This is a genomic window from Halobacillus massiliensis (assembly GCF_900166625.1).
In the GTDB taxonomy this organism is placed as follows: Bacteria; Bacillota; Bacilli; order Bacillales; family Halobacillaceae; genus Halobacillus_A; species Halobacillus_A massiliensis.
Genome location: NZ_LT800499.1, coordinates 640108 through 655972, shown reverse-complemented (window position 1 = coordinate 655972; position 15865 = coordinate 640108). Strand labels below are relative to the sequence as shown.

Annotated in this window: 13 protein-coding genes; 1 reads left to right on the top strand and 12 read right to left on the bottom strand. The window is 44.1% G+C overall.

Features of this window, described 5'->3' with window-relative positions:
• Positions 1-58: 58 nt before the first annotated feature.
• The 5 genes from fsa to rpoE form a co-directional block, all read right to left on the bottom strand.
• Positions 59-703 carry a fructose-6-phosphate aldolase gene (fsa, locus tag B7E06_RS03270; protein ID WP_082232647.1) on the bottom strand — a complete coding sequence of 215 codons (645 nt, stop codon included), beginning with the start codon at positions 701-703 and terminating at the stop codon, positions 59-61.
• 101 nt (positions 704-804) lie between these two features.
• Positions 805-1668 carry a class II fructose-1,6-bisphosphate aldolase gene (gene fba / locus B7E06_RS03265; RefSeq protein WP_082232646.1) on the bottom strand — a complete coding sequence of 288 codons (864 nt, stop codon included), beginning with the start codon at positions 1666-1668 and terminating at the stop codon, positions 805-807.
• 173 nt (positions 1669-1841) lie between these two features.
• Complete coding sequence (locus B7E06_RS03260) at positions 1842-2204, bottom strand: response regulator (protein ID WP_082232645.1); 363 nt, start codon at positions 2202-2204, stop codon at positions 1842-1844.
• 1133 nt (positions 2205-3337) lie between these two features.
• Positions 3338-4939, bottom strand: a complete 1602-nt coding sequence (locus tag B7E06_RS03250) for a CTP synthase (protein WP_082232643.1) — start codon at positions 4937-4939, stop codon at positions 3338-3340.
• Positions 4940-5134: 195 nt separating this feature from the next.
• A complete protein-coding gene (gene rpoE, locus B7E06_RS03245; RefSeq protein ID WP_082232642.1) occupies positions 5135-5674 on the bottom strand; it encodes a DNA-directed RNA polymerase subunit delta in 540 nt (179 codons plus the stop codon).
• 178 nt (positions 5675-5852) lie between these two features.
• Between rpoE and B7E06_RS03240 the strand changes: the two genes are divergently transcribed.
• Complete coding sequence (locus B7E06_RS03240) at positions 5853-6173, top strand: hypothetical protein (protein ID WP_082232641.1); 321 nt, start codon at positions 5853-5855, stop codon at positions 6171-6173.
• 58 nt (positions 6174-6231) lie between these two features.
• Here B7E06_RS03240 and icmF read toward each other — a convergent pair whose 3' ends face one another.
• The 7 genes from icmF to B7E06_RS03205 all read right to left on the bottom strand — a co-directional run bounded on the left by icmF (position 6232) and on the right by B7E06_RS03205 (position 15514).
• Positions 6232-9480: a fused isobutyryl-CoA mutase/GTPase IcmF gene (gene icmF / locus B7E06_RS03235; RefSeq protein WP_082232640.1), complete on the bottom strand. Its 3249-nt coding sequence runs from the start codon at positions 9478-9480 to the stop codon at positions 6232-6234.
• Between the two features lie 97 nt (positions 9481-9577).
• Entirely contained in the window at positions 9578-10207 is a 630-nt protein-coding gene (locus B7E06_RS03230) for a TetR/AcrR family transcriptional regulator (RefSeq protein WP_082232639.1), read from the bottom strand.
• Positions 10204-11142: a methylmalonyl Co-A mutase-associated GTPase MeaB gene (gene meaB, locus B7E06_RS03225; protein WP_082232638.1), complete on the bottom strand. Its 939-nt coding sequence runs from the start codon at positions 11140-11142 to the stop codon at positions 10204-10206. Before meaB ends, B7E06_RS03230 begins: the two co-directional genes overlap by 4 nt.
• An 18-nt stretch (positions 11143-11160) precedes the next feature.
• Entirely contained in the window at positions 11161-12300 is a 1140-nt protein-coding gene (locus B7E06_RS03220; RefSeq protein ID WP_082232637.1) for an acyl-CoA dehydrogenase, read from the bottom strand.
• 11 nt (positions 12301-12311) lie between these two features.
• Positions 12312-13457, bottom strand: a complete 1146-nt coding sequence (locus tag B7E06_RS03215) for an acyl-CoA dehydrogenase (protein WP_082232636.1) — start codon at positions 13455-13457, stop codon at positions 12312-12314.
• A gap of 20 nt (positions 13458-13477) precedes the next feature.
• The gene (locus tag B7E06_RS03210) at positions 13478-14329 is read right to left on the bottom strand and encodes a 3-hydroxybutyryl-CoA dehydrogenase (RefSeq protein WP_082232635.1); all 852 of its coding nucleotides are present in this window, start codon (positions 14327-14329) and stop codon (positions 13478-13480) included.
• Positions 14330-15514: an acetyl-CoA C-acetyltransferase gene (locus B7E06_RS03205; protein ID WP_082232634.1), complete on the bottom strand. Its 1185-nt coding sequence runs from the start codon at positions 15512-15514 to the stop codon at positions 14330-14332.
• Positions 15515-15865: the final 351 nt, after the last annotated feature.

Here is a 15865-nt window from a genome sequence, read left to right as displayed (position 1 = left end):
ACTTTACAGGGTAAAGATTATGACCTTAGTGTATGCACTTTTTTCCAATTGACTCGTATTACTTTTGATTATTCCAGTCATTGAGGAATTTTTCAATCCCCTGATCTGTAAGCGGATGCTTAACCATCTGTTCAAATAGTTTAAAAGGCACAGTGGCAATATGGGCACCATTTAATGCCGCTTCTGTAATGTGCATCGGGTGGCGGACAGAGGCTGCAATGATCTCTGTATCAATCGCATGACGGTCAAAGATCTCTGAAATTTGAGCAATAAGTTCTATACCATTTTGGCCGATATCATCTAATCTTCCTAAAAAAGGAGAAACATAGGAAGCACCGGCACGTGCCGCCATAAGGGCCTGGTTTGCATTAAAAATTAAGGTTACATTCGTTTTTACATTTAAGTCACTCAATGCTTTAACGGCTTTTAAGCCTTCTAAAGTCATTGGTACTTTAATCGTTATGTTAGGGGCAATAGCAGCCAGTTCCTTAGCTTCACTAAGCATGCCTTCTGCATCAATTGAAATAACTTCAGCACTTACTGATCCTTCCGTTACTTCTGAAGTAATCTCTTTTAAACGATCATGAAAAGAAACCCCTTCTTTAGCAACAAGGCTTGGATTTGTCGTTACTCCATCAAGCAGTCCTAGGGCATTAGCTTCTTTAATATCAGAAATGTTGGCAGAATCGATGAAAAATTTCATTTAAAAAATCCTCTCCTTGGAAGTAATTTGTCGAATGTTGGCGTTTTCATATATGTGGAAAAGGAAACCGCTACAGGGTAACGGCTTCCTTCTTGAATCTTTTATGCTTTTTGAGAAGAACCAAACTCACGCATTTTACCTTTGACCGTTTCTTTAATAGCATCGCGTCCTGGTCCAAGATATTTACGTGGATCGTATTGTTCAGGCTGGTCAGCAAGAACTTCGCGAACTGCTTTCGCCTGAGCGATCTGGTTTTCTGTGTTTACGTTAATTTTTGCTGTACCAAAAGAAATAGCTTTCTTGATGTCAGCTGTTGGAATTCCAGTTCCACCATGAAGCACAAGCGGCTTATCCACAAGACCCATGATTTCTTCCATTCGGTCAAATCCAAGGTTAGGCTCCCCTTTGTAAGGACCGTGTACAGAACCAAGGGCTGGAGCAAACACATCAACGTTTGTCTCATCAACAAGCTGTTTACATTCAGCTGGAATAGCATATGCAGCTTCTGCGTCATCAACGATAAGATCATCTTCCTGTCCACCAACACGTCCAAGTTCTGCTTCAACAGAAACTCCGTGGATGTGAGCAAGCTCGACAACTTTTTTCGTTACGGCAATGTTCTCTTCTAATGGATCATGAGAAGCGTCAATCATAACTGAAGTAAATCCAGCGTGGATAGCCTCTGCACATTTTTCAAAGCTGGATCCGTGATCTAAGTGAATCGCAACTGGTACAGTTGTACCATATGAATCCATAAGAGATTTAACCATAGCTACAACTACGTTGAAACCGCCCATGTAGCGGCCTGCTCCTTCGGATACCCCAAGGATTACAGGAGATTGCTCTTCTTCTGCAGCTTGAAGAATTGCTTGAGCATACTCTAAATTGTTAAGGTTGAACTGGCCAACTCCGTAGCGTTTTTCCTTAGCTGTTTCTAGCATTTCTTTCATTGAAACTAACGGCATGAAAGATCCTCCTTTAATATATGAAACTTATCTATACCAACATATAAGGTTCAGAATTGTACCGTATATATGTCTGTAAGCTCTTTTCACAATTACTAGAATACCAATACCGTTAGAAAGGTGCAACATCCATAACGCATAGTTAACGCTTACATTAGAAAAAACTTTTATTTTTATGATTGAATTGTATTTGAGACCAGTAAACGGAGCTCATGAATATCAAATGGCTTGGAAATCACTTCCTTTACAAAAGAATATTGGATACCATCAGCTATGGATTTATGAGATAACCCTGTCATTATTAGTACAGGACGATGCCAGTTATTTTCCTCTAAATATGTTAGTACTTCATTTCCATTCATTAACGGTAGCTTATAATCCATTAAGATTAAATCCGGCTGATGTTCGACAGCTTGATCGCAGGCTTCTTTTCCTGTTTTTGCTGTAATGGTTTGATAGCCGTCCGCTTTTAGTAATTCTTCAAGCATCATCCTGATCCCTGGTTGGTCGTCTACTACTAGTATCTTGTTTCCCATCAGTTCTTTTCACTACCTTTCCATAACATGGCTCCCCTGTACCTATTTAGTCTTTTTGCCTAACCACTTCTACACTACTATCCAGTAATCCTGCTTTTATGGAAAATTAATATAGTGGAAGGGTTAATAAAAGTACATAATTCCTGCTTATTTTTTAAATTTCGCGTATCGTGATTTGTCATAAAACCTATTTTAGGGTAGAAGAGTGGCATTATATGTTCCTATTGATAAAGTGTTTCTTTTTAATATTTGGGGATAAAACGAGCCAGGGAAATCACTCACTCCCTTTTAAGAGGGAAAAGGTTGTTCCGTTAATTGTAATAATAGAAAAGCGGCTGAGAAACAACTCGTTATACTCTCGGATCTCACTTAGGCTCTATCTATTGAGGATGTTTTTTCATCCTGGACTGGGAAAAGACGGTTCCGTTTATCAAGTGCGGAGAAAAGCGGCTGGGAAATGACTCGCTTTCCGCGGGGAGCCGGTGAGCTAGCTCGCTGCACTCGCGGATCTCACCCTTGGCTCTATCTCCCTGCAGGAGTCTCGCCATTCCTTTTATTTCTGCTAATTACTGCATGGAAGATAGACGGTTCCGTTTATCTCGTTTGGAGAAATGAGGCTGGGAAATAGCTCGCTTTCCGCGGGGAGCCGGTGAGCTAGCTCGTTACACTCGCGGATCTCACCATGGCTCCATCTCCCTGCAGGAGTCTCGCCATTTCCCAGCCTCTTTAAATTTAATGGGGGAAACGGAACGCTGTAATCTCAGTAAGCTCTCTCATGGTATCGATCCTTTCTTCTTAAATGTTCCGTTACTCAAAAAAAACATATAGGGCCAGGGGAAACGACGAGACTCCTATGGGAGGATAGAACAGGGGGAGATCCCGGAGGGCAAAAAGCCCGAGGAAGCTCACCGTTCGCCCATGGAAAGCGAGGTGTTTCCACAGGCCCGACCCTCTTTATCATGGTAAACGGAACAAGGGAATTTCCTTCAAATTTCTAGCGGATTTGTCCTCGCTATTCCAATGTTTCTTTACTTTAATAAACATAAATTTCTCTCGGCTCTTTTCAAATCAAAAACAGTATTTCACAAAACTAAAAAGCCCCAAATGCAAGCGAAGGCATCTGGGGCAAATTTTTATTTCTCTTTCATTACTGCTCCGATGAAACCATGGAATAATTCTTGAGGACGAGTTGGGCGTGACTTAAATTCCGGGTGGAACTGGCTGGCCACAAACCAAGGATGATCCTTTACTTCAATAATTTCTACAAGACGTCCATCCGGGCTTGTCCCTGAGAATACAAATCCTTTAGCTTCCATCTGCTCACGGTAGTGATTGTTAAACTCGAAACGATGGCGGTGACGTTCGTATACTACTTCTTCACCATACGCCTCTATCGCTTTTGTCCCTAACTGCAGGCGGGAAGGATAAATTCCAAGCCTTAGGGTGCCTCCAAGATCTGAGACTTCTTTTTGTTCAGGTAGAAGGTCAATAATCGGATGGGGTGTGGATGGATCAATTTCAGCAGAATGTGCTCCTTTTAAGCCAAGCTCATGACGCGCAAATTCCACGGTCGCCAGCTGCATACCTAAGCAGATGCCAAGGAAAGGAACTTTGTTTTCTCTGGCATAACGGATCGCTTCAATTTTACCTTCAATGCCACGGTCTCCAAATCCGCCCGGCACAAGAATTCCGTCAACATCCTGCAGCTGTGCCTCTACGTTTTCCCGTGTTACATCTTCAGAATTGACCCATTTCACTTCAATATCCGCATCGTAACTGTAGCCTGCATGCTTTAAGGCTTCTACTACTGAAATGTACGCGTCGGGAAGTTCTACATATTTACCCACAAGACCGATAGTAGCTTTTCCTTTCAGGTTTTTCACCTGTTCAACAAGTTTATGCCATTCATCCATGTCTGCCGGCTTTGTTTCAAGACCGAAGTGCTGACAAGTTATTTCATCCAGTTTCTGTTCCTGCAGAGTAAGAGGTACATCGTATAAGGTGTCAGCATCTCCTGCTTCGATTACAGCGTCTTTATTAATGTCACAGAACAGTGCAATCTTTTCTTTCATATCTTCAGAAATCTTCATTTCTGTACGCAATACAATGACATCAGGCTGAATACCAAGAGAACGCAACTCTTTTACACTGTGCTGTGTAGGCTTTGTCTTCATTTCCCCTGCTGCTTTTAAATAAGGAACGAGCGTACAATGAAGGTACATGACGTGTTCACGGCCGATATCGCTCTTAATTTGACGAATGGCTTCCAGGAATGGAAGTGACTCAATGTCTCCAACTGTTCCGCCGATTTCAGTTATGACTACATCTGCATTCGTTTCATGGCCGGCGCGGAACACACGATCTTTGATTTCATTCGTAATGTGCGGAATAACCTGAACCGTTCCTCCAAGGTAATCACCGCGGCGTTCCTTTTTAATTACATTGGAATATACTTTCCCTGTTGTAATGTTACTGAACTTATTTAAGTTAATGTCGATGAAACGCTCATAGTGACCAAGGTCAAGGTCTGTTTCTGCTCCATCATCTGTTACAAAGACCTCACCATGCTGATAAGGACTCATCGTTCCCGGATCTACGTTAATGTACGGATCAAATTTCTGAATCGTAACCTTAAGGCCACGGTTTTTAAGTAATCGTCCTAATGAAGCAGCTGTGATTCCTTTACCTAAGGACGAAACTACGCCGCCTGTGACGAAGATATACTTTGTTGCCATGATTTATCCCTCTTTCTTTCCATTAATTATACAATCTCTTATAAGGTGTAAATTTATGTGTCATCTTCCTAAATTTTTTTAGACAGGTACATGACAAAAAACAAAAAACGCCCCCCAGTACAGGGGAGCGTTAAACGTTCGATAAATTAAAGAGCCCAAATAAAATAATACTCATTCAGAAATCGAAAGTCAACCTTAGGATTCGTCTTCCTCGTCTTCATCACCAATGAAGTTTACTTCATCGCTGTTTGTCAGACTGTCATCTTCATCGTCATCTTCTTCATAATCTTCATCGAACTCGTCAGAAACATCTTCATCAAGTTCAAGATCCTCATCAGCAAGATCTAGATCGTCATCTAAATCTGATTCAATTTCATCATCGAAACCTTCCACACCTAGCTCATCTTCCATGATATTAGCCGCTTTTTTCTTCTTCTTCTTTCGTTTCTGCGGCAGGGAGGCAATTTCTTCCTCAAGCTGCTCTACTGGATACCAGCTTTTCAGTCCCCAGCGGTTAGTACCGATGGTCATGAAGCCTCCGTCCACGTTTAAGTCTGTGTAAAATTGGCTAATATTGGTTTCTTTTTGTGCAGCCGTAAATCCTTTTAAAGCAGCAATCTGCTCAAAGATTTCATTAAAATCCATAGCTTCTCTTTTCTCATCAAGGATCGCTGTAGCAAGATTAATCATTGAAATTTCTTGAATTTGTTCATGGTTCATTTCCTTTATAGTCACGATCTTTGCACTCCTTTATCCATCCGCATTCTTAGCAAAAGGCACAAGAATGCCTTATCATAACCTCCATTATATGGTTAGCTTTAGTAAAAATCAATCCCAAGTCGATGTTATTTGGTCGTTTGGACTTTTTGTCGTAAAATAAGAAAAGCAGAAAATGAAAAAAGGAGAGAAACAGATGCTGAAATCACACCCTTTTAATTGGATCGCAACCATTATTCTCGTCCTTGTTGCCGGTGTATGGCTGTTTATGAATTACGGATACATTGAAGAGCATCACCTTAAGGATGCTGTAGTCGAATCTAAGTCTGAAGGAGAAGAAGGTAAGTATATTAAGGTAGATGGAAAAACTCTGCTCGTTGAAGAGGAGAGCCTCTGGATGATGGTTAAAGAAAAAGAAGCTTATGAAATTATTTATGAATCCTACGGCACGAAAACCCCATACGTCGTAAGTATCGACCAGGCCGCAGATGAGGAACACTTGGATGGTGGTCATTAATAAACTCGCTTTCTCAATTGAGAAAGCGAGTTTTTCTATTATCCTTTATTACCAGAAGTTACATATTCCTGCGGTATTGTCCTCCTACTTTATATAGAGCGTTCGTAATCTGTCCTAAGCTCGCCACTTTAACCGTCTCCATCAGCTCAGCAAAGATATTCCCTCCACCTGCTGCTGTGTCCTGAAGACGCTGTAAGGCGGCGTCTGTTTCGCTTTCATGGCTCTTCTGAAAGCTGCGGAGCTCGTTGATTTGATGCTCTTTTTCTTCCTTTGATGCCCTGGCAAGCTCCATAGAATCAATCTCTTCCTCTGAAGGAGGATTTGGATTCAAGTATGTGTTTACACCGATAATCGGCAGCTCACCTGAATGCTTTTTCCCTTCGTAATAAAGGGATTCTTCCTGAATTTTACCCCGCTGATACTGACGCTCCATTGCTCCGAGCACACCGCCGCGGTCGTTAATCCGTTCAAACTCCTGCAGAACGGCTTCTTCGACAAGGTCTGTCAGCTCGCGGATAATGTAGGATCCTTGCAGAGAGTTTTCATTTTTCGTTAGACCGAATTCTTTGCTGATAATCATTTGAATGGCCATCGCCCGGCGTACGGACTCTTGAGTCGGTGTTGTAATCGCTTCGTCATAAGAGTTTGTATGCAGGGAATTACAGTTATCCTGAATAGCTATTAACGCTTGAAGTGTTGTTCGAATATCATTAAAATCGATCTCTTGTGCATGAAGCGAACGTCCTGATGTTTGAATATGATATTTCAATTTTTGGCTGCGTTCATTTGCATCGTATTTATTTTTCATCACGATCGCCCAGATTCTTCTCGCTACACGGCCGAGAACGGTATATTCAGGATCTAAGCCATTGGAGAAAAAGAAAGATAAATTTGGCGCGAATTTATTAATATCCATGCCGCGGCTTAAATAATACTCTACATACGTAAAGCCGTTCGCAAGCGTAAAAGCAAGCTGTGTAATCGGATTCGCTCCGGCTTCCGCTATATGATAGCCGGAAATAGATACAGAATAGTAGTTTCGAACCTGATGATCTATGAAGTACTCCTGAATATCTCCCATCATTCTTAAGGCAAATTCTGTAGAGAAAATACAAGTGTTCTGCCCCTGATCTTCTTTTAATATATCGGCCTGTACGGTACCCCTAACGACGTGAATCGTATCTTCTTTAATCTTTGCCGCCTCTTCCGCATTTGGCTCCCGCCCGTTTTCTTCTTTAAACTTATTTAATTGCTGATCAATGGCCGTATTAAAATACATAGCAAGGATGATGGGAGCCGGGCCGTTAATCGTCATCGATACCGATGTAGAAGGGGCGGTTAAATCAAAGCCGTCATACAGCTTCTTCATATCTTCAAGGGTACAGATGTTTACACCGCTCTCTCCGACTTTCCCGTAAATATCCGGACGCTCATCGGGATCTTCCCCATAAAGGGTCACAGAATCAAACGCAGTGCTTAGACGCTTCGCCTCATCACCTTCCGATAGATAGTGGAAGCGGCGGTTTGTACGCTCAGGCGTTCCTTCACCAGCAAACTGGCGCTTAGGATCCTCACCTTTTCGTTTAAACGGAAATACTCCTGTTGTAAAAGGGAACGCTCCTGGGACATTTTCTTTAAGAAGCCATGTCAGTCTATCGCCCCAGTCCGCATAGTTCGGAAGCGCCACCTTAGGAATTTTTAATCCGGATAAACTCTCTGTTGTAATATCCATCGTAATATCTTTATCACGCACTTTAAATGTGTACGTATCTCCACTGTAACGTTCATGCAAAGCATCCCAGTCATTGAGCAGTGCCGTTGAGTGGCGGTCAAGTTTTTCTTCATGTGCTTCAATAGAAGATATGATGGCCGGCTGGGTCTCTTCCTCCTGCAAAATTTCTGCAGCACCTTTTAACTGGTACAGCTTACGTGCCGTTTCTGCCTGCTCCTCTGTATGTTTATGATAATCCCTTACAGCCTTAGAAATATCGCGGAGATATTGCTGGCGCTCATTTGGAATAATCACATTTTGCTTTTCTACCTTTTCCACTCGTTCAAGCTGCGTATCTTCCTGCCAGTCGAAGCTCTCATTAAGTTTATCAACTATACCGGCAAACAGTGTGTTTGTGCCAGGGTCATTGAACTGGCTAGCGATAGTCCCGTAAACTGGAAAATCTGAACTGTCCGAATGAAATAGCATGTGGCTGCGCTGGTACTGTTTCTTTACTTGGTTCAGCGCATCTTCCGACCCTTTTTGCTCAAATTTGTTGATTACAATAAAGTCAGCAAAATCAATCATATCGATCTTCTCAAGTTGAGATGGTGCCCCGAATTCAGCCGTCATGACATACATCGACAGGTCAGTCACATCCGTAATAGCTGCGTCTCCCTGACCGATTCCGCTCGTTTCCACAATAATTAAATCCATACCCCCGGCTTTCATTACTTGAATGGCTTCTTCTACCGCTGTTGACAATTCAGAACGTGCTTCACGTGTAGCCAGTGAACGCATATACACACGAGGGCTGAAAATCGCGTTCATACGTATCCGGTCACCAAGCAAGGCACCTCCTGTTTTCTTTTTCGTCGGGTCAACAGATAAAATTCCGATCTTTTTGTCGGGAATTTCATTTATGAAACGCCGGATCAGCTCGTCAGTCAGAGAGCTCTTTCCGGCACCCCCTGTTCCCGTAATCCCAAGTACAGGAATTTTTTTCTCCGTCACTTTTTCGATAGCGCTTTCAAAAGTGGCTACAGCTTCTCTTTCCTGCTTTGGCGTGTTTTCCACATACGTAATGAAACGTGCCATAGCCTGGTGATCACCGCTGACTAAGTCTGAAACTGCACGTTCCACATCGTGAATCGGCGGTATAAAATCACACTCTTCCATCATTTGATTAATCATGCCCTGAAGGCCCTGTGAACGGCCATCTTCAGGAGAGAAAATTCTCGCCACACCATACTCATGGAGTTCTTTGATTTCCCTTGGAATAATGACGCCGCCTCCGCCCCCATACACGCGGATGTGTCCTGCCCCTTTTTTCTGAAGCAGGTCCACCATATACTTGAAGTATTCTACATGTCCGCCTTGATAAGAGCTGATCGCGATTCCCTGGGCATCTTCCTGGATGGCTGCATTCACTACATCCTCGACGGACCGGTTGTGACCTAAATGAATAACTTCCGCTCCGGTCGCCTGAAGAATTCGACGCATAATATTAATGGAAGCATCATGACCGTCGAACAGGCTGGATGCTGTAACAAAACGAATAGGATGCTTTGCCTTGTAGACTTTTGGCTGTTCCATATACTCTCCCCCTTGATAGGTTAATTGATTGAAGGGAAGTCCTTCGTTTTACAAACAAAATCATTGCTTGCTTTAGACCCCAACTATAAAAATTCCCTTATATTAATTCACTCTGTTTAATATTCAATCCCTGAAGCAGCATTTGAATCTGCTGTTCTGTATAGGATTCCAAGGTAAACGTCCTCTGGAGAATCCAGCGCCTGAAGCCCCACATCTGTCCCTGGATAAAAATATTATTTGCCACAAGCGCAGCCGTTTCATCTGATATCGAAATCGGCAGACTGCTCTTTATTACTTTTTCCAGCATAGCAACCATCTCGCGTTCCTTCTGAAGGACATAATCCTTTGCATCTTTAGGAAGCGATTTAACTTCCTGATACATCACGAGAACTTCCCCCTGCATTTCATCCATAAGATGAAAATAAGCCCGAACCGCTTCTACTAAGCTGGCTGTACTCGTTTGATTTTGAACGATCGAGGCTTCCATTCTTTCTTTAACACGCTCATAAATGGAATCACAAACAAGAAAAAGAACATCCTCTTTTGTGCGGATATATTCATAAAGAGTACCGATGCTGAAACCCGAGGCTTTCGCAATCTCCCTGGTCGTCGTTTTATGAAACCCTTTTTCAGTAAAAAGAGAGACAGCTCCTTTAATCATTTGTTCACGGCGTTTTGTTACAAGGGCTTCATCTTTAATTGAAGAGTGGACCTGTTTTTTTGTCATCCTCTTTCACCCTTCCATCCTTGGTACCAAGAGCGTGCCAGCTCATAAGGATCAGCGGCCGGGTCTTCAAGCTGTTTAAGTTTCCCGGTCTCTTTTTCTATTTTAATCTTTACGTCCCGCCAGATTTCTTCACGAATCAATTCATAGACCTCCAGCCGCAGCTGCAGCTGTCTCCGTTTCTCCCCCTGGTCTGTTTCATATAGATAGTCATAGTGGCTGGTCATTCCCTGCCACAGTTCTTCCATTCCTTTGTTTTCTGTTGAAATGGTTTTTACAATCAGTGGATGCCATCCTTTAGGCTGAGCAATCATCATATATTCCTCAAGGGTTGCCTTAAGCTTTACCACCCCCGGCAGATCGGCCTTATTGATCACGAATAAATCGGCAATTTCCATAATTCCGGCTTTAAAAATCTGCAGCACATCCCCACTGTTTGGGGTAAGGACGAGACCAGTCGTATCCACGACTTTCATAATATCCAGTTCGGACTGTCCTACACCAACGGTTTCCACTAAAATGACATCAAACCCGTAGGCATCGCAGACACGTATCGTATCCTTTGTTGCCCTTGCTAATCCGCCAAGGCTGCCGCGTGTAGCCATACTGCGGATAAAAATACCCGGATCAAGAAAGTGCTGATTCATCCGTGTTCGGTCACCGAGCAATGATCCGCCGCTGAACGGGCTTGTAGGATCGACAGCAATAACCGCCACCGTCAAATCTTTCGACCGCAGGTGAGTAAGCAGCCGATTGATGAGTGAACTTTTTCCTGCTCCTGGAGAGCCCGTAATTCCGATATGATGGGCTTTTTTCTGTATGGAAAAAATATCACTCATCAGCTCAAGTTTTTCTTCATGATCATTTTCAATCATCGTGATGGCACGAGCGAGGGCCCGCATGTCCTGTTGTTGAATTTTTTCAGCTAATATATGCATGCCCGGGCCTCCTCTCTCTTATTTTGTCACCATTCGGCCAATCACAAGTCGCTGTATTTCATTTGTTCCTTCATAAATCTGAGTAATCTTTGCATCACGCATGTAACGCTCTACTGGATAATCTTTCGTATAGCCGTAGCCGCCGTGAACCTGGACAGCTTCTACTGTAATCCGCATGGCAGCATCGCCTGCAAACAGCTTTGCCATAGCGGAAGCCTTCGCGTAAGGCTGGCCGGCAGATTCCAGGTAAGCCGCCTGATACGTAAGCAGCCTGGCCGCTTCAATATCTGTTGCCATATCTGCAATCTTAAAGGAAATCCCCTGATGCTGTGCAATCGGTTTACCAAACTGCTCGCGCTCTTTTGCATAGTTTACTGACTCATCCAGTGCCCCCTGGGCAATTCCAAGCGCTTGGGCAGCAATGCCATTACGCCCTCCATCAAGTGTCATCATGGCAATCTTAAAGCCCTGGCCTTCTTCTCCAAGCAGATTTTCTTTTGGAATCCGGCAGTCTTCAAAAATCAGCTCGGTCGTAGGAGAGGAACGGATACCAAGCTTCTTCTCTTTCTTGCCGAAAGTAAACCCAGGTGTCCCCTTTTCCACGATAAATGCACTAACACCTCGACTGCCTGCCTCAGGATCCGTTTTAGCAAATACGACGTAAATATCTCCTACTCCCCCATTGGTAATCCAGACCTTGCTTCCATTCAAGACATACTCGTCGCCGTCAAGCTTCGCCATTGTCCGCATGGAGGATACATCGCTTCCAGCTCCTGGCTCAGAAAGCGCATATGCCCCCAGTTTTTCTCCTGTCGCCAGCTGGGTAAGAAACGTTTTCTTCTGCTCTTCTGAACCAAACTTATAGATCGGCCAGCTCGCCAGTGAAATGTGCGCAGACAGTGTAACGCCTGTGGATGCACAAACTCTCGACAATTCTTCAACAGCAATGACGTAACTTACGAAATCTGATCCGATGCCCCCGTATTCCTCTGGCCACGGAATTCCTGTTAAACCGAGCTCCGCCATTTTATCAAAGATTTCTCTGTCAAACCTCTCTTCTTCATCCCGTTCAGCAGCTGTCGGTTCTACTTCGTTTTTCGCAAAGTCCCGCACCATTTTTCGGAGCATTTGCTGTTCTTCACTTAATGTAAAATCCATTTGTTTTCCTCCTAGTCTTTCGTTAAATGATTACTTATAACAATGCGCTGAATTTCACTCGTTCCTTCGTAAATCTGGCAAACCTTTGCATCTCTGAAAAAGCGCTCAACTGCATAATCTTCCGTATATCCATAGCCGCCGTGAACCTGGACAGCCTCAATCGCCGTATCCATTGCTGCCTGTGAAGCATATAATTTCGCCATTGAAGCTTCTTTTGCACAAGGCTTCCCGGCTCCCTGCAAGGAAGCAGCCTGGTAGACTAATAGTTTTGCCGCCTCTACGCTCGTGGCCATATCAGCAAGTTTAAAGGAGATCCCTTGATGCTGGGCAATTGGACGTCCGAACTGTTCCCTTTCCTTCGCATAAGCTACAGCATGCTCAAGTGCTGCTTCTGCAATTCCAAGAGATTGGGCCGCAATTCCGATCCTTCCGGTATTTAAATTGGAAAGGGCGATTTTAAAGCCTTCCCCTTCCTTTCCAAGCAGCTGGGAGGCCGGCACTTTACATTGGTCAAAGCTTAAGGAAACAGTACTGGACCCATGCATTCCCATTTTTTTCTCCGCTTTTCCAATCGTAAATCCGGGAGTGTCCCGCTCAACGATAAAGGCACTTACACCTTTGCCGCGTTTTTCATTTTTGTTTGTTCTTGCAAAGACAATAAATGTATCAGCACCGCCGCCATTTGTAATAAAAATCTTTTCACCATTTAAAATATAATAATCTTCTTTCTTCTCAGCACGTGTTTTTAAGCTTCCAGCATCTGACCCCGCACTTGGCTCCGTTAATGCGAAAGCTCCTAAATATTCTCCAGAAGCAAGCTTTGGAATATACTTCTGTTTCTGTTCTTCATTTCCGAAATAAAGAATCGGGTTTGTACCTACAGAAGTGTGTACGGAAAGAATAACCCCCAGTGTAGCACTCACCTTCGAAATCTCATGAATCGCCATGACGTAAGATGTATAATCCATTTCTGAGCCGCCATATTCTTCAGGAATAGGAATCCCCATAAGGCCCAGCTCTCCCATCCGCCTTACAAGCTCAACAGGAAAGCGATCTTCCTTTTCCATCTGTTCAATTGCAGGAGAAACTTCTTTTTCTGTAAAATCTCTTATCATTTTCCGAAGCATGCGCTGCTCATCCGTAAACTCCAAGTGCATCGTTCTTCTCTCCCTCATTCTTATTCATAGGTGTAGAATCCGCGGCCGGATTTCTTACCAAGCCAGCCTGCTTTAACATATTGCCTTAACAAGGGACAGGGACGATATTTGCTGTCGCCAAATCCATCGTGAAGTACTTCCATAATATATAAACATGTATCCAGACCGATAAAATCAGCCAGCGTTAACGGCCCCATCGGATGGTTCATCCCAAGCTTCATGACCGTGTCGATATCTTCTACGGAAGAAACCCCTTCATAAACCGTGTAAATCGCTTCGTTAATCATTGGCATTAAAATCCGGTTGGAAACAAACCCAGGAAAATCGTTTACTTCTACAGGTGTTTTGTTCAGCTTCTTTGCCGTATCCTCAACAACCTGGTATGTTTCATCACTTGTCTGAATCGCCCGGATAATTTCAACAAGCTTCATGACAGGTACAGGGTTCATAAAATGCATCCCGATTACTTGAGAAGGGCGCTTCGTAACAGCCGCAATTTCTGTAATCGGAAGCGAAGAAGTATTGGAAGCAAGAATGGCATGTGATGGTGCAATTTCATCCAGTGCTTGAAACACCTTTGTTTTGACATCCATATTTTCGATGACGGCTTCAATGATTAGATCACAGTCTGCTGCATCCTTTAGATCGGTTGTACCGCTTAAGCTGCTGAGTGCCTGCTGCTGCTCATCTGTTGTCAATTTTCCCTTTTCAACAGCTCGGCTGAGTCGTTTATTAATTCCGTCCAATCCTTTTTCTAACGCTTCTTCTTTTAAATCATTTAATTTCACGTGGATTCCGGACTGGGCAAAAACTTGAGCGATTCCGGCTCCCATCTGTCCGGCTCCGATTACCATTACTTTTTCAACTGCCATTTATCCACGACCTCCTACTTCAATCAGCACAGCATCTCCCTGCCCGCCGCCTGAGCAAATCGCTGCAATCCCAAGACCGCCTCCACGGCGCTTTAATTCATAAGCAAGTGTTAAAACAACGCGTGCCCCACTCGCTCCAATCGGGTGGCCTAACGCAACAGCCCCTCCGTTAACATTGACCTTCTCATGGTCAAGACCGGCGATCTTACCGCTTGCGAGAGAAACCGCGGCAAAAGCTTCATTGATTTCGTATAAGTCAATGTCATCGGCTGTCTTTCCTGCTTTTTCGAGGAGCTTATTAATCACAAGTCCTGGCGTCTTCGGAAAATCGTGAGCTTCTACAGCAATTTCTTCGTGAGCTAAAATGGTGGCAAGCGGCTGTACACCGGCTTCCGCTGCTTTCTTTTCAGACATTAGAACCATCGCGCAAGCTCCATCATTTACCCCCGGCGCATTTCCAGCCGTAATCGTCCCTTGCGGATCAAATACCGGACGCAGCTTAGCCAATGCTTCTACGCTCGTATCTTTACGCGGGGCTTCATCAGTACTGATGACTTTCGGATCTCCCTTTCGCTGCGGTACTTCAACAGCTACGATTTCATCAGCTAATTTGTCTGCAGATGCCGCGGCACGCTGATGACTACGGTAGGCCCATTCGTCCTGTGCATCACGTGTCAGCTCTAAATCCTCTGCCGTCCGGTTTCCGTAGTTCCCCATATGAACACCTTCAAAAGAACATGTGAGACCATCGTGTACCATCATATCTTTCACAGGGGAATCTCCCATCCGCAGTCCCCAGCGGGCTTTCGGCATGAAATAAGGAGCATTGCTCATGCTTTCCATACCGCCCGCTACAATAATGTCTTCTTCCCCCAGGCGAATGAACTGGTCTCCCATTGTGACACTGCGCATGCCAGAGGCACAAACTTTGTTCACTGTCTCTGTTTTAACTTCCCATGGAATGCCCGCTTCTCTGGAAGCCTGGCGGGATGGCAGCTGTCCCTGGCCGCCTTGAAGAACAGTGCCCATAATAACTTCATCCACATCCTCTGCATTCACATTCGCCCGCTTGAGTGCTTCTTTAATTGCAATACCGCCCAGCTGAGCAGCTGTTAATGGTGCTAACCCGCCTCCAAATTTTCCAAAAGGTGTTCTCGCTCCTGAAACAATTACTGTTTTGCTCATAAGTATAGTTCCTCCTCTTTATTTATCTCTCTTCTATCCAGCTCTGGCGCCTAGCTGCTCGAGGTCATAAGTCAACGATTACGGGAAGATAGACCACTTCCCTCCATCGCTTGGCTTATGCTTGTCGAAGCTGACCAAGGCGCCTCCGCTTTTCTTTTGTCCAGTTCCGGCGGCCAGACACTCGCGTCATAAGCAATCTCGGCGAAAGACAGCCGATTCCGGCATCTTGCTTATGCGTTTCGTGTCTACCAGGCCGCCTCTACTTTTCTTAGTAAACGCTTTCAATTATATGGTGATTGAACGCTCGCTCAATCTTCTCTCATAAGGAAAGTGTACAAAAAATTCTGTACA

Bases quoted from the DNA above. Each gene is read 5' to 3' on its own strand.
- B7E06_RS03260 (WP_082232645.1), bottom strand. From the start codon at position 2,204: ATGGGAAACAAGATACTAGTAGTAGACGACCAACCAGGGATCAGGATG.
- B7E06_RS03215 (WP_082232636.1), bottom strand. From the start codon at position 13,457: ATGCACTTGGAGTTTACGGATGAGCAGCGCATGCTTCGGAAAATGATA.
- B7E06_RS03230 (WP_082232639.1), bottom strand. From the start codon at position 10,207: ATGACAAAAAAACAGGTCCACTCTTCAATTAAAGATGAAGCCCTTGTA.
- B7E06_RS03205 (WP_082232634.1), bottom strand. From the start codon at position 15,514: ATGAGCAAAACAGTAATTGTTTCAGGAGCGAGAACACCTTTTGGAAAA.
- icmF (WP_082232640.1), bottom strand. From the start codon at position 9,480: ATGGAACAGCCAAAAGTCTACAAGGCAAAGCATCCTATTCGTTTTGTT.
- B7E06_RS03240 (WP_082232641.1), top strand. From the start codon at position 5,853: ATGCTGAAATCACACCCTTTTAATTGGATCGCAACCATTATTCTCGTC.
- B7E06_RS03210 (WP_082232635.1), bottom strand. From the start codon at position 14,329: ATGGCAGTTGAAAAAGTAATGGTAATCGGAGCCGGACAGATGGGAGCC.
- B7E06_RS03220 (WP_082232637.1), bottom strand. From the start codon at position 12,300: ATGGATTTTACATTAAGTGAAGAACAGCAAATGCTCCGAAAAATGGTG.
- meaB (WP_082232638.1), bottom strand. From the start codon at position 11,142: ATGCATATATTAGCTGAAAAAATTCAACAACAGGACATGCGGGCCCTC.
- fba (WP_082232646.1), bottom strand. From the start codon at position 1,668: ATGCCGTTAGTTTCAATGAAAGAAATGCTAGAAACAGCTAAGGAAAAA.
- B7E06_RS03250 (WP_082232643.1), bottom strand. From the start codon at position 4,939: ATGGCAACAAAGTATATCTTCGTCACAGGCGGCGTAGTTTCGTCCTTA.
- fsa (WP_082232647.1), bottom strand. From the start codon at position 703: ATGAAATTTTTCATCGATTCTGCCAACATTTCTGATATTAAAGAAGCT.